This is a genomic window from Dyadobacter sp. HNCC25DJ184 (assembly GCF_056895215.1).
Map to the genome: position 1 here is coordinate 386,845 of NZ_JBXHAQ010000002.1, position 14,255 is coordinate 401,099.

The window sequence follows — 14,255 nt, forward strand, 5'->3', positions numbered from 1 at the left end:
ATGAAGTCGATTAAATATATTGTTTTAGTAATTTTTGTACTGATCTGGATTGCGGGCATCAACCCCACAATTAACGGCATAGCCGCCAAAATGGGTCTGACACACGACGGATATCAATATGGTGACTTGTACAAACTATCTAATTTATCAGCGTTCAGAGACCCAAGACGAGAATGTCAAGGTCACGACCCTGTGATAAGTTACAATTCCTCCAAACCGGTACATTTATATATCATAGGCGACAGCTTCACAGAAAAGGAACGGATTAAGCGGGAAGATTTTGCAGTGGCAAAATATCACTATACCAAATGGAGCGAAATGCTTCATTTTAAACCAGATACCGCAGCGATCAGTATTCTACTGGTGGAATGCGTAGAGAGACATTTTCGAGAGAAATTTGCCAAAGGGTCGCTGAGAAACTATGTGAAAGGCGACACTGCGACATTTATTGAATTGGGGAAAAGCAGCGCAATGCAAAATCTCGATAATGCATTCAAAGCTGATCATTCGGAAGTGCGGTTGGATCAACTCCTTTTTCAAAACGATTTTATGTTGGGATTAAGGCAATTGAAAGCCGACTTTAACTACCACATTTTTGGGCGAACCAACAAAGAAGTCACCATAGTCAATGATGGTAAGGATATCGTCTACTATATGGATACCGACACGGATACATCCAAGACAACATCCTCCTTTAGCATGTTAACAGATGTGGAAATCAATTCCATCGTTAAAAATGTCAATAGCTCGGCCGATTTCGCTCGTTCCATAGGTTTCGATCAGGTTATTTTATCTGTCATACCCAATAAGGTGTCTGTCGTTGCACCCACCTACGGTCCGTATAATAAATTGATCGAACGCGTTTATCTTCATCCAAAATTACGCGTTCCGTATATCGACGTCTTATCTGATTTTCAAAAAACAGGAAGGAATAGCTATCTTAAAGGTGATTCCCACTGGACTTGCGTCGGGCAAAATATTTGGCTGGACAAAGCGAACCGGAAGATTGGCTCGTTGATCAGTCGGCATTAAATTCTGGCATCTTTGGTATTTTACCCAAACCGTTACTTAAATATCGATTTATTTGATGCCGAAATGTTGTCACAGCATAACCGCCCGTTATTTTTGCAGAAGGCTTCTATATTCTGACTCCACATCAATGAAAATCATTTCTGCAATACTCCTTTTTACCACGTTATTATCTCCGGCATTCGCCCAATTTGAAACTCGTTTTGAAGAAAGTGGTGGCAAACAAACGCCGACTTATGAAGAAGGGATTGCTTTCTATAAAAAGTTGGATCAGAAATTTTCCGAGATTCAAATGACGGAAAAGGGCCTGACTGACAGCGGCTTTCCGCTTCATTTGGTACTTTATTCGCGCAACAAAAACTTTGATATCAAAAAACTAAAGGAGCAGGGCAAAGCCATATTGTTCGTAAATAACGCGATTCACCCAGGCGAATCAGACGGTGTTGATGCATCGATGATGTTACTTCGCGATATTGCCGTAAGGCCAAAAGATTTCCCCGAACTTGACAGCGTTGTGCTGGCTATCATTCCTTTTTACAATATCGGTGGGGCACTCAATCGTAACAGCACAACACGTACGAATCAGGACGGACCGGAAGAATATGGTTTCCGTGGAAATGCCCGCAACTATGACTTGAACCGGGATTTTATTAAAAGTGACACGCGAAATGCGAGAAGTTTTGCGGCAATATTTCACGAATTGGATCCTGATCTGTTCGCCGACACTCATGTAAGCAATGGTGCTGATTATCAATATGTTATTACATTAGACTACGCTCAAAAGGATAAATTGGGAGGAGCGTTGGGCGCATACAACAATGAAGTTTTTTTGCCATATATGTTCAAGTTCCTCAAAGAGGCAGGATATGAGGCTACGCCATATGTAAACGCTTGGGGCCAAACTCCCGACAAAGGATTTGTCCAGTTTCCGGATTGGCCAAGATATTCGACGGGATATGCCGCGCTCTTTCATACCATCGGCGTCATGACCGAAACGCATATGCTTAAACCTTACGATCAGCGGGTGAAGTCTACTTACGCTTATTTGCATGGAAATCTTAAATTTCTGGCGAGTCAGCGAACACAATTACTGAAATTGAGAAAGGAAACGAAGGAGGCAGTAAAAACTCAAAAAGAATTTACATTGACCTGGAAATCAGACCAGTCTAAAAAAACGGAAATATCTTTTAAAGGGTTTGAACCCGAATATTTTCCAAGCGAGATAAGCGGAACTGCTCGACTTCATTATAATCGCGCAAAGCCCTTTACCAAAACCATTCCTTTTTACGATACATATGTTGCACAGGATGTGGTGGACAAACCAACGGCATATATTATCCCGCAAGGTTGGTTTAACATCATCGAATTGATGAAATTGAATGGCGTGACTATGAGCCAATTGACTTCTAATAGTGAATTGGAAGTTGAGGCGTACCACATTGACAAATACGATGCTCCCAAACAACCTTTCGAAGGTCATTACTGGCACAATACCGTCGAAGTATCCAAAGAAAAGAAGAAAGTGAAATTCCGGAAAGGAGATTGGTATATACCTGCCAATCAGTGGACTAACCGTTACATTATTGAGACTTTAGAGCCAAAAGGAATAGATTCGTTTTTTAAGTGGAATTTCTTTGATACCATTTTACAGGCAAAGGAACACTATTCTGCTTATGTATTTGAAGACCTGGCGGCCGAACTTTTGAAATCAGATCCAAAACTAAAAAGCGAGCTTGAAGCAAAGAAAAAAGCCGATCCTGAATTTGCTAAAAATGGCAGCGCGCAATTGGACTTCATTTATAACAACTCGCCCTATCGCGAAAAGGAATATCTGCAATATCCTGTTTTCAGAATACCCTGACATTCTTTTCATTGAGCAAGTTTCGGGCTTTGTCGCAAATGCCAAAGTCATATTTTTATCTCATAAACGAACCATTTTATGAGCGAGCAAGATAACATCAACTACCTGCGGATCGCCGAAGCGATAGGGTATATCCGCCAAAATTTCAAAACCCAGCCGACACTGGATGAAGTTGCGGAACGAGTCAATTTAAGTCCGTTTCATTTTCAACGGCTTTTTACAGATTGGGCTGGCGTAAGTCCGAAGAAGTTTTTGCAATATATCAGCGTTGAATATGCGAAGAGTGTCTTAAAGGAAAAGCAATTAACACTTTTCGATGCCGCATATGAAACGGGGCTTTCGGGAACGAGCCGTCTTCATGACCTCTTTATCAACATAGAAGGTATGACGCCGGGTGAATATAAAAACGGCGGAGAAAATCTCACGATCAATTATAGTTTCGCCGAAAGTCCGTTTGGCAATATTATAGTTGCATCCACTTCGAAGGGTATATGCCATATTTCATTTACCAAAAACGAGGAAATTGCTCTTGCTGATTTAACGAACAGCTTCCCAAATGCTCAATTCCATCAATTGGTCGATCTGATACAACAAAATGCGCTGTACTTTTTCACTCAAGATTGGAACAAGCTGAATCGCATACAGTTACACTTAAAAGGAACCGATTTTCAACTCAAAGTTTGGGAAGCGCTGTTAAAAATTCCCATGGGTGGCCTGACCACATATGGGAAAATTGCGACTGAAATTCAAAACGAGAAAGCTTCCAGAGCGGTAGGAACAGCTATCGGAAGCAATCCGGTTGCGTATCTGATCCCGTGCCATCGCGTGATTCAGTCTTCAGGAATTTTTGGTGGATATATGTGGGGGCCGAATCGCAAAGCTGCAATTATTGGTTGGGAAGCAAGCCAGGTGAAGGCGGCTGGGGTATAGGGCGAAGGGCTTAGGCAGATCGAAAACTTGTATGGAGCGAAGGGTTTAGGGCATAGTTGTAGTGGTCTACGGTGGGCTCCGTGTTTTTAAAAACCAGGAAATATGGGCAATATGAACCCAAAAGGGATATATGGCGTTGTAGTAACTGACGCGATAGCGTCAGAATAATTTCATATGTCCTTTGCCTCATAGTTTTGTGGAATGGACACCTTTAAAAATACAGATGACATTTCAAGAATTAGAGTTAATTGAGCCCATCCAAAAGGCTCTCAAAGAAGAAGGCTACACTACTCCTACCCCCATTCAATCCCAAGCTATTCCTATTGTTTTAGATTATAAGGATTTATTGGGATGCGCCCAGACGGGCACGGGTAAAACTGCTGCGTTTGCGATACCAATTTTGCAAATTTTGACAAAAAATGCTCCCAAGCATGCCGACAGAACGCGTATTCGTTCATTGATTATGACGCCGACGCGTGAGCTTGCCATTCAAATTGGAGAAAGTTTTGAAGCATATGGACGTCATACCAAATTAAGATACACCGTTGTTTTTGGTGGTGTGGGACAAAAACCGCAAACGGATGCCCTAAAAAATGGCGTGGATGTGTTGATCGCAACACCCGGCCGATTGCTTGATCTTATCAATCAGGGTTTTATAAAACTGAATCAACTGGAAATTTTCGTTCTCGATGAAGCCGACAGAATGTTGGATATGGGTTTTGTGCATGACGTTAAAAAGGTTTTGAAGCTTTTGCCAAACAAACGCCAGTCACTTTTCTTCTCGGCAACGATGCCTCCTGCTATTCAGACATTAGCGAATACGATTCTGACCAACCCTGTTAAAGTGGAAGTGACACCCGTTTCGTCAACTGCAGAAACCATTCGTCAATCGTTATTTTATGTAGATAAAGGTGATAAGAACTCGCTTTTGTTGCACATATTGAAGGATCAGTCAATCGCTACTGCGCTTGTATTCACAAGAACAAAACATGGTGCTGATAAGGTTGTGAAAGTTTTGAAAAAGGCTGGCGTAACGTCTGAGGCAATTCATGGAAACAAATCGCAAACTGCTCGCCAGAATGCCTTGAAAAACTTTAAAGCACAGACAACCAGAGTATTAGTAGCCACTGATATTGCTGCGAGAGGTATTGACGTGGATGATCTTACACACGTGATCAACTACGAAATCCCGAATATCCCTGAAACTTACGTGCACCGGATCGGAAGAACGGGACGTGCAGGAGCGAAAGGAATTGCACTATCTTTCTGCGATAATGAAGAAAAACCGTATCTGAAAGATATTCATAAACTGATTGCCAAAAATATCCCGGTTGTTAAGGATCATCCCTTTTCATAATCCATTAATCAGCAAGCATATCACTAACCACGGCCTTCGTCGTGGTTATTTTTTTAAAACTAGTTGCGTTTTTTTGTTACAAAGACGCGAAGAAGCTAAGGTTAAATGGGTGAATTTTGCTTCTTTTATTTATTCAATCTTTACCGCAGTGGTTATACAGCCTTGTCGAGAAAAAAAGTTGTTCAATTTAGCATGCAAAAGAATACTTATCAGGACATCAGCCTTCCTGAGATGAAATTATCACGAAATGATGAGTCGACAATTGTAGTCGATGTTCGCGAGCCTTGGGAATTTGAGGAATTTAATGAAGGTGGTGTCAATATACCATTGGCCGAAATTCGCGAGAAACGTGAAGTATTAAAGGATTTCCAAACCATTATTGTCATATGCACTAATGGAGTGCGAAGCAAAGTAGCTGCCATGGATTACTGCCGCGTTCCTGAGTGGATTGACAAGCGGATATTACACGTGAAAGGCGGGATTATTGAGGCAGAGTGATGCCGAAGTTAAGATTTTTACCTCTTAGAGATTGCTTAATTTACGCGTCGTTCATTTCGTAAGTCAATGACTGCCCGCATAAAGTATCAATTCCAATATCCTTTCCTCCCAAACCCTATTTAGAACAAAAAATTTCATGAGCCATAAATTTCGACAGGGGACCATAGCTGATATTCAACAACTTCTGGCTCTGGGTTTAGATTCCTTTGGAGCACACAGGACTGCCTTAACAGAAGAGAATTGGCTCAAATTACAAAGTGGACTCTCCGACGAAAGCAGATATGTAGATTTATTATCCAAGGCCAAATGTTTCGTTTGCGAAGACGATAATACAATTATAGGTATGGCCTTTTTAGTGCCTAACGGGAATCCCACTGAAGTTTTTGCTGCTGACTGGTGCTATCTTCGCATGGTTGGAGTTTCTCCCGAACATTCCGGGCAAGGTATAGCAAGAAAATTGACTCAAATATGTCTGGATTATGCCAAACAAGCGGACGAGAAAACAGTAGCCTTGCATACCTCAGAATTTATGGACGCTGCAAGGCATATTTATGAAGGATTGGGGTTTGTCCGAATCAAGGAAATTCCCTCGATGTTCGGGAAACAGTATTGGCTTTATAGGCTTGAACTTTAAGGAATAATGGTTTTAAATCATTGAAATTGGTTTGCTTGAAAACAAATGAAATCATTCTGGATAATTTCAATCCAACAAAAAACCCCGAAACATTTTACTGTCCCGGGGCTGCCACTTTATAATTTAATTGCCAACTTAAATCTCTACCTCACCGGTAAAAACTCTTTTCGCCGGACCAATTAAGTATATGTCGTCAAAATTGTTATCTGCAAGCGACTGAAACTCAACTGTCAGATTGCCACCAACTGTTTCCACGGCGATCGGGCTCGCCCACTCCTCCCGAAGACTTGCCGATAACGCACAGGCCGTAACCCCAGTTCCGCAGGAGTAAGTCTCGTCTTCGACACCCCTCTCATATGTCCTGACACTCAGGTGGTTCTCATCCATCACTTGTACAAAGTTTACATTTGTACCACCGTTTGGACCATATTTGGGACCATATCGAATATCTTTTCCTATTTCCACCACATCCGTCTCGTCGACATTATCCACATAAGTAACGTAGTGAGGTGAGCCAGTATTCATAAAATCATAATCACTATGCAGCTCAACATGAGAAACAGGTGACATTTTCAATCTGATGACCTCATCATCGACATTTGCTTCATGAGGGCCGTCGACCGCTATAAAGCTCGTCCTTTCTTCAAAAAGACCCAAATCGTGCGCAAACCTAACAACACACCGTCCGCCATTGCCACACATACTACCTTCTCCGCCATCGGCATTGAAGTATACCATGCGGAAATCATAGCTGTCGTCATTCTGCAACAGAATAAGCCCGTCGGAACCAATTCCAAACCGACGGTCGCATAAATGAGCAATTAAATCTTTATCAATGGGAAACGTTTGAGAACGGTCATCGATCATCACAAAATCATTGCCGGTACCCTGGTATTTAAAAAAAGTTACTTTCATTTTATATTTAGGCACGAAGTTATACTCCCCTATGCCAGTTTAATTAACTAATATCCATTTCAACAGAGCCATCATGATTTGATCCTCTAACTAGCCCCTGGTGTCAACCTCAAAATTGGTTTGATTTATCCCTTTTTTTATTACCCTTTTCAAAAAAATAAACTGTGAACTGTCCCAATAGGTTCCCTTTACCACAGGCACACATGCAATAGCAACTTAAAGCTCACAACCAAAAAAGCCCTGCAAGAAAAGATCGTTGCAGGGCTTCCAATTCGAATCGAAAATTATTCTATTTCGATGTCTTTTTAAGCTCTTTGATACGAGCAGCTTTACCTTGACGGCCACGTAGGTAGAACAAACGGGCACGACGTACCTTTCCACGACGAAGCAATTCGATTTTCGCGATGCTTGGTGAAAGGATAGGGAAAACACGCTCAACACCTATTCCGTTAGAAATTTTACGAACTGTAAAAGTTTCACCAGGAGAGTTTTCGTTGCGGCGTTGAATCACTGTTCCCTGGAACTGCTGGATACGCTCTTTGTTACCTTCACTGATTTTCACGTGAACGTTAATTGTGTCGCCTGCACCGAATGCAGGATACTCGGATTTACGATTTTCGATCGTAGCTTCAACGAGTTTAATAAGTTCGCTCATGACGAATGCTTTTATATATTTAAATTAATATCTACTCCCAGCGGATGAGGTGACGCCCCTTCATTCAAAGCAGTTTTTGAGAAAACGAGTGCAAAGCTAATTCTTATTCCTGATATATGGAAGCTTTGGCTTAATATTTATAGCTTAAATTTAAACGCGGAGTTACAAGAGTATTTCGCTGAGTTTGAGGAGTATTAAATTTCCACGAAACCCTGAAGAGAATACCAATAGATGGCATTTGACTTTCAATTGTTTTAAAATCGGCATAAATTTCAGTTAAAATCCGTTAAAGCTTCCCATGAAAATACTGACAGTTGATCAGATCCGAAAACTGGATGAAACCACCATCACCAACGAACCCATTTCATCAATAGATTTAATGGAACGGGCCGCACAGACATTTAGCTGGTGGTTTTGCAATCAATTTCAGAATAAGCAACCAGTCGCAATTTTTTGTGGAAAAGGAAACAATGGTGGCGATGGTTTGGCAATAGCAAGAATTCTTAGTCAAAAAACGTTCAGTGTCCAGGTATTCATAGCTGACCATTCCAGCAATGCTTCAGCAGATTTCAGCAAAAACCTGGAAAGACTGAAACACCATCTTAGTCCTCAATTTATAACTGATTTAGAAGATATACCTGCTTTAAGAAAAGGCACCATCTGTATCGACGCGTTGTTGGGATCGGGATTGTCAAGATCCACTGAGGGAATATTAGCAGATATCATTAACCATATCAACCGATCCGGCAACATGATCATTTCGGTTGACATCGCCAGTGGCCTTTTTGCGAACCGCTCCAATGATAAAAACGATGTGATTATTGAACCTCAATTCACTATTTCATTCCAGCTTCCCAAACTTGCTTTTATGCTTCCCCAAAATGCACAATACGTTGGAGAATGGCGTTGGCTGGATATTGGGCTTGATCAAGACTTTATCGCAAAAACCGAAACTAAAAATTACTATACTGATGCTGACGCAATTGAGGGTATCATCAAGCCAAGGGATAAATACTCACACAAAGGCACTTTTGGTCATGCACTGATCATTGCCGGCAGCTATGGAAAAATGGGTGCGGCGGTGCTTTCCGGGAAAGCGTGTTTACGTTCGGGGGTAGGACTGTTAACTATGCATATTCCAGAACGCGGGTATCAAATTGTTCAAATATCGGTTCCGGAGGCAATGGCTACAATTGATAACGATAGAAACTGTAACACTGAATTTCCTGATTTATCACCTTATTCGGCAATAGGGATAGGTCCAGGGCTTGGGCAGGATTCGAAAACAGTTTCCATGTGTAGTGATCTTTTGAAATCCGCCAATAAACCACTGGTCATTGATGCGGACGCGCTCAATATCTTATCTCAAAACCCTGATTTACTGACATATATTCCTGCAAAAAGCATTCTGACACCACATCCAAAAGAGTTTCAAAGATTGGTTGGCGAAAGCAGCGACGAATATGAACGATTAGAAAAAGGAAGAGCGTTTGCCAAAAAATATCAGGTGATCATTTGCCTAAAAGGAGCGAATACCGCCGCCATTTTGCCAAATGGCGACGTACATTTCAATTCAACGGGAAACCCCGGAATGGCGACTGGCGGTACGGGTGACGTGCTCACAGGAATTATTACAGGTTTGCTTGCACAGGGATATGAACCTGAAAAGGCCGCAATTTTGGGCACATATGAACACGGCCTGGCAGGAGACCGGGCTGCGTCAAAAAAGGGTCAGAGTGCATTAATTGCTTCAGATGTAATTGAGAATCTGGGTTGGTGAACTCTAACTCAATAGCTGATAAGCGGCAAAAGCGGCCACATAAGCCAGCGCCATCATATACACCAACTGGATAACCGGCCATTTCCAGCCTCTCGTTTCGCGGTAAACCACTGCGATGGTACTCATACACATCATAGCAAATACGTAAAACATGAGTAGTGAGAAGCAAACCGCCGTTGTATACATCCTTTCACCAGTTTCGGGATTGATCTCCTTTATAAGTCTTTCCTTTACCGTCAGCACGTCCTCTGTATCCCCACCAATGCTGTAAATCGTCGACATTGTTCCCACAAAAACCTCCCTCGCGGCAAATGAAGTTAAAAGTGCAATTCCTATTTTCCAGTCATAACCTAATGGTCGGATTGCCGGCTCGATGAAATGTCCGAAACTTCCGGCATATGAATTTTCAAGTCTCACGGAGGCAATTGCTGCATCGACTTCCTCCTGCGGCTGGGTGGTCATTTCGGATATTACCTGCTTTTCAGCAACATCCATCCGGTCACCCGGACCATAAGATGCCAACACCCAAAGTACGATGGATATGGCAATAATTATTTTACCTGCTTCAAACACAAACGACTTCACACTGTCAAGCATCGTCATACCAACGCGGCCCCAATGAGGCAATTTATATGATGGCATTTCGAGCATGAAATATCCCGGATCTGTTCTCGGAATAAAAAGAGTCAGTATCCAAGCCGAACCTAGCGCTCCAATCAATCCCAAGAAATACAACCCGAACAACACAACGCCCTGAAGATTAATAAATCCTAAAACTTTGGTAGACGGAATAATTACAGCGATTAAAATTGCATAGATCGGTAAACGGGCCGAACAGCTCATCAATGGCGTAACTAATATAGTCAGCAGTCGTTCATATCGACTACTGATACTTCTGGTCGTCATAATCGCTGGAACCGCACACGCCACTCCGGATATTAGTGGAACAACACTTTTCCCGTTCAATCCAAATTTGCGCATCATTTTATCCATGATCACCATCACCCTGGCCATATATCCAGATTCTTCTAGCAAAGAAACCAGTGCAAAGAGAATAGCGATTTGAGGGATAAAAATAACAATTCCGCCGATCCCAGCCAGTATACCATCCGTGATCAGGTCGTTTAAAACACCCTCAGGTAACGTGGTCTTTACCCAGGATATGGTCGCAGCCGTTCCAGCATCGATCATGTCCATTGGATAGGATGCCAGCGCAAATATCGCCTGAAATATCAGGAACAATACCAATCCAAACGATACAAAACCCCAAACTGGATGTAAAAAAACATTATCGAGTTTTCTGGTCCAATAGGGTTGTCGAATAACCCCTTCAACTTTGACAGCCTTTTTTACGATCGGATCAAGCTTCTTATATCTCGTGATCGTTTCATCCGCTAAGTATTGTTGTTCGTCAAAATTATGCTTTTCAATCAGCTCATCCAGTCGTGCCCTTGCTGGTTGCGCTACAAACGAGAAATTATCGTGCTGACAAACATATTGCATCGCCAGATAGCTGTTCTTGAGCTGATGGATTTCCTTTACTTCTTCAATTAATGCCAGATCCTTATCAGCCGGATCAAAGAAATATCGATCCATTTTAATGGGTGCACCTTCCAGTAAACTTACAAGAGCCGCTTTCAAACGATCAAGCCCCTCTCCCGTTCTGGCATTGATATTAACGACCGCCACATTTAACTGCATAGCCAGTTGAACCGCATTTACAGTCAATCCCATTTCTCTCGCAACATCGATCATATTTAGTGCTAAAACCACGGGTATCCCCAAATCCTGCACCTCAGTGAACAGCAGTAGGTTACGTCTCAGATTTGACGCATCAGCAACAACAATCAACGCATCAGGGTAATCAGGATTTGCGGGATTGGCAAGAATATTCATTACGACTGACTCGTCCACGGATTTGGGATATATACTGTAGGTTCCCGGCAAATCGACCAAAACAGCTTCTGACGAACTATCTTCTGTCAAATTAAACCGACCAAACTTTTTATCAACAGTAACTCCGGGGAAATTGCCCGTTTTCTGATTTAAACCGGTGAGGGCATTAAACAAAGTCGACTTTCCAGCATTCGGGTTTCCTACGAGGGCTATCTTTTTACTTGCTTTTTTCAACGCTACTTTTAGTAATTAAAATGTCATTCGATCACGATCGTGGAGGCTTCATTGAGCCTCAGCGACAAACAGTAATTGCCTCCAATGTTCACACACACCGGATCTCCGAAAGGCGCCACGGCGTCCAACGTAATCTCACATCCCGGAACACAGCCCATTTCCAGCAATTTCAAGGACATTGCCGGATCTGTGAATGACTTCACAACCCCCGTCTCACCTCTTTTCAACTTGGAAACAGTCCTTTCTCTCATGATTTTTTATTTAGATCGAATATAGTTAACTACAAAGTAAGCGGTCACGGTCGGGAAATCAAATAATTAAGATTGTCAATTTCTGTATTTAGTAAAAAGTCATATAAAATACTGATGGTTTTGTTATCACCCTGAGGCTTTCTGTCGTACTTTTGTGGCTGAATTGAACGACTCAACTGAAAATTTCAGGATTTCTTGACGATGTCCGGTCGCTTCGGAAAAGCCCTTCAATCGTATTTCACCATGAACCGATCTTAAACCGGCCTCCGAACATTCGAACCGGAAATATTTCAAATTGAAGGAGATTAAAACCCTTATCTGGAAAGAGGCCACATTGGAATGGCGCCAAAAGTACGCATTAAGTGGGATGCTCCTTTATGTTGTAAGCACTGTTTTCGTTTGCTACCTGAGCTTTAGCATGAAACGAAACCAGTTAACGCCCATAGTTTGGAACACACTTTTCTGGATTATCCTTCTTTTTACGGCAGTTAATGCCATCGCCAAAAGTTTTTCTCAGGAACGTTACGGAAGACTGATATATTATTACAGCCTCTGCAGTCCGCAGTCCATTATTTTATCCAAAATCATTTACAACTGCCTCATTATGTTAACCTTGTCGTTGACAGGTTTTGCGTTTTACGCATTTGTGATGGGTAATCCGGTAGGTGATATGGGCCTTTATCTAATAAGTATTGCACTCGCAGCGATCGGTTTTGCATCGGTTCTGACACTTGTAGCAGGAATAGCCTCAAAAGCCGAGAATAGTGCTACTTTGATGACCGTATTGAGTTTTCCGATCATATTACCTATGCTTTTAATGACGATTCGTTTGGCAAAAAATGCATTGGATGGATTGGATTGGGATGTTAGTATGGATGAGATCAGAACCTTGTTGTCCATTGATGCCATAGTAATAACGCTGAGTTATTTGCTTTTCCCTTATTTATGGAGGAGTTAAGACGGACTCATTTCTGGGTATTGCTAAAATAGAGCTGCACAATGGTGTAGTCGGGGGTTGTCAAGGAATTGTCATTTGACTGTTGAAGTAGTCGGGATTTTCGGCTAGACGACCAGGTTTATTGGAACCGGGAAAGATTAAATTTAGTAACGAATAAATATTGAAGAAAATGAGAAAGAAATGGTGGAAATTCTTGTGTATCATCCTGTTAGTATATGTGATGGTATATGGATTTATGGGTCCGGTTCCACATCTTCCGATATTAAATGAGTCGATTCGGAATACATATTTTCACGTTGCTTTATGGTTGGCAATGACGACTCTATTACTGGCTTCGATGATATTCTCGATTTTATATTTGAAAAATGGAAAAGTCCAGGACGATGATATTGCTAGCGAACTCGCGAAGTCGGCGATATTTTATGGTATTTTAGGTTGTGCAACCGGGTCTATGTGGGCGAATTTCACATGGGGTGATCCATGGCCGAACGACCCGAAGCTGAACGGTGCGGCTGTTGGAATTCTGATATATCTGGCCTATTTGTTATTAAGAAGTTCTTTTGAAGATGAGCAAAGAAGAGCGCGTATATCGTCAGTGTACAACATATTCGCATTTGCTGTTTTCGTACCATTGATATATATCCTTCCAAGATTAACCGATTCATTGCATCCGGGAAGCGGTGGAAATGCAACCTTCGGTTCTTTTGACTTGGACAATAACCTTAGAATGGTGTTTTACCCAGCCATTATCGGATGGATTTTGCTTGGGCTATGGATGGCAGAACTTAGAGTGAGGTTGAAAGTTATTGACCGGATTCAGCATGACCAGTAGCGGCGGGAAATATCGTCATAACTGAATTCTGAACTGAAAAACAATTGTTTATATTTTTTTCGATTATTGTTAAATTTTTAGGTAACAACACACTGAATAATTGTAGTTACTTAATTTCTTTCTTTTTTAACATTTCTATATAAAATTTCGTTACGAATAAAGATATCATATGAGTACGCTTAAAAAACTTTCAAACGCCTTCGCGATCCTGCTCCTGAGCATGACTTCTTTGTTTGCCCAATCCGGCACTGATCAAGTGGAAATGGCCGACAAGATGCGGGAAGATGGCAAAATCTGGGTTGTGGTTGCGGTAATTGCCGTAGTTTTTATTGGTATAGCCATCAATATGCTCAGATTAGACAGCAAGATCAGTAAAGTAGAAAAAGAACTTAAAATTAAGTGATTAGGTATTAGTAGTTAGGTGT

General features: G+C 41.7%; 14 protein-coding genes. 10 read left to right on the top strand and 4 right to left on the bottom strand.

What is annotated here, in order from left to right; genetic code table 11:
• From AC1XUD_RS04515 to AC1XUD_RS04540, 6 genes are all read left to right on the top strand, one after another.
• The gene (locus AC1XUD_RS04515) at window positions 1–1,032 is read left to right on the top strand and encodes a hypothetical protein (RefSeq protein WP_483359771.1); all 1,032 of its coding nucleotides are present in this window, start codon (window positions 1–3) and stop codon (window positions 1,030–1,032) included.
• 127 nt (window positions 1,033–1,159) lie between these two features.
• Window positions 1,160–2,890, top strand: coding sequence for a M14 family metallopeptidase (locus AC1XUD_RS04520; RefSeq protein ID WP_483359772.1), 1,731 nt, complete (start codon window positions 1,160–1,162; stop codon window positions 2,888–2,890).
• Between the two features lie 78 nt (window positions 2,891–2,968).
• Window positions 2,969–3,820: a bifunctional helix-turn-helix domain-containing protein/methylated-DNA--[protein]-cysteine S-methyltransferase gene (locus AC1XUD_RS04525; protein ID WP_483359773.1), complete on the top strand. Its 852-nt coding sequence runs from the start codon at window positions 2,969–2,971 to the stop codon at window positions 3,818–3,820.
• Window positions 3,821–4,043: 223 nt separating this feature from the next.
• Window positions 4,044–5,177, top strand: a complete 1,134-nt coding sequence (locus AC1XUD_RS04530) for a DEAD/DEAH box helicase (protein WP_483359774.1) — start codon at window positions 4,044–4,046, stop codon at window positions 5,175–5,177.
• A gap of 192 nt (window positions 5,178–5,369) precedes the next feature.
• Window positions 5,370–5,675, top strand: a complete 306-nt coding sequence (locus AC1XUD_RS04535; RefSeq protein ID WP_483359775.1) for a rhodanese-like domain-containing protein — start codon at window positions 5,370–5,372, stop codon at window positions 5,673–5,675.
• Window positions 5,676–5,811: 136 nt separating this feature from the next.
• On the top strand, window positions 5,812–6,309 hold the full coding sequence (locus AC1XUD_RS04540) for a GNAT family N-acetyltransferase (RefSeq protein ID WP_483359776.1): 498 nt from the start codon (window positions 5,812–5,814) through the stop codon (window positions 6,307–6,309).
• A 135-nt stretch (window positions 6,310–6,444) separates the two neighbouring features.
• On the opposite strand, the gene dapF is transcribed toward AC1XUD_RS04540, so the two are convergent.
• Both dapF and rplS read right to left on the bottom strand, forming a co-directional pair.
• Window positions 6,445–7,224 carry a diaminopimelate epimerase gene (dapF, locus tag AC1XUD_RS04545; protein WP_483359777.1) on the bottom strand — a complete coding sequence of 260 codons (780 nt, stop codon included), beginning with the start codon at window positions 7,222–7,224 and terminating at the stop codon, window positions 6,445–6,447.
• A gap of 289 nt (window positions 7,225–7,513) precedes the next feature.
• Window positions 7,514–7,879 carry a 50S ribosomal protein L19 gene (gene rplS / locus AC1XUD_RS04550; protein WP_483359778.1) on the bottom strand — a complete coding sequence of 122 codons (366 nt, stop codon included), beginning with the start codon at window positions 7,877–7,879 and terminating at the stop codon, window positions 7,514–7,516.
• Between the two features lie 298 nt (window positions 7,880–8,177).
• Here rplS and AC1XUD_RS04555 point away from each other — a divergent pair, with 298 nt between their 5' ends.
• A complete protein-coding gene (locus tag AC1XUD_RS04555) occupies window positions 8,178–9,659 on the top strand; it encodes an NAD(P)H-hydrate dehydratase (protein WP_483359779.1) in 1,482 nt (493 codons plus the stop codon).
• A 3-nt stretch (window positions 9,660–9,662) separates the two neighbouring features.
• Here the strand turns inward: AC1XUD_RS04555 and feoB are convergent, their stop codons facing one another.
• Both feoB and AC1XUD_RS04565 read right to left on the bottom strand, forming a co-directional pair.
• The gene (feoB, locus tag AC1XUD_RS04560; RefSeq protein WP_483359780.1) at window positions 9,663–11,789 is read right to left on the bottom strand and encodes a ferrous iron transport protein B; all 2,127 of its coding nucleotides are present in this window, start codon (window positions 11,787–11,789) and stop codon (window positions 9,663–9,665) included.
• Between the two features lie 23 nt (window positions 11,790–11,812).
• Window positions 11,813–12,040: a FeoA family protein gene (locus tag AC1XUD_RS04565; protein ID WP_483359781.1), complete on the bottom strand. Its 228-nt coding sequence runs from the start codon at window positions 12,038–12,040 to the stop codon at window positions 11,813–11,815.
• Window positions 12,041–12,335: 295 nt separating this feature from the next.
• Here AC1XUD_RS04565 and AC1XUD_RS04570 point away from each other — a divergent pair, with 295 nt between their 5' ends.
• The 3 genes from AC1XUD_RS04570 to AC1XUD_RS04580 all read left to right on the top strand — a co-directional run bounded on the left by AC1XUD_RS04570 (window position 12,336) and on the right by AC1XUD_RS04580 (window position 14,233).
• Window positions 12,336–12,998 carry a heme exporter protein CcmB gene (locus AC1XUD_RS04570; protein ID WP_483359782.1) on the top strand — a complete coding sequence of 221 codons (663 nt, stop codon included), beginning with the start codon at window positions 12,336–12,338 and terminating at the stop codon, window positions 12,996–12,998.
• Between the two features lie 169 nt (window positions 12,999–13,167).
• Window positions 13,168–13,830 carry a cytochrome c biogenesis protein CcsA gene (gene ccsA / locus AC1XUD_RS04575; protein ID WP_483359783.1) on the top strand — a complete coding sequence of 221 codons (663 nt, stop codon included), beginning with the start codon at window positions 13,168–13,170 and terminating at the stop codon, window positions 13,828–13,830.
• 169 nt (window positions 13,831–13,999) lie between these two features.
• A complete protein-coding gene (locus tag AC1XUD_RS04580) occupies window positions 14,000–14,233 on the top strand; it encodes a CcmD family protein (RefSeq protein WP_483359784.1) in 234 nt (77 codons plus the stop codon).
• Window positions 14,234–14,255: the final 22 nt, after the last annotated feature.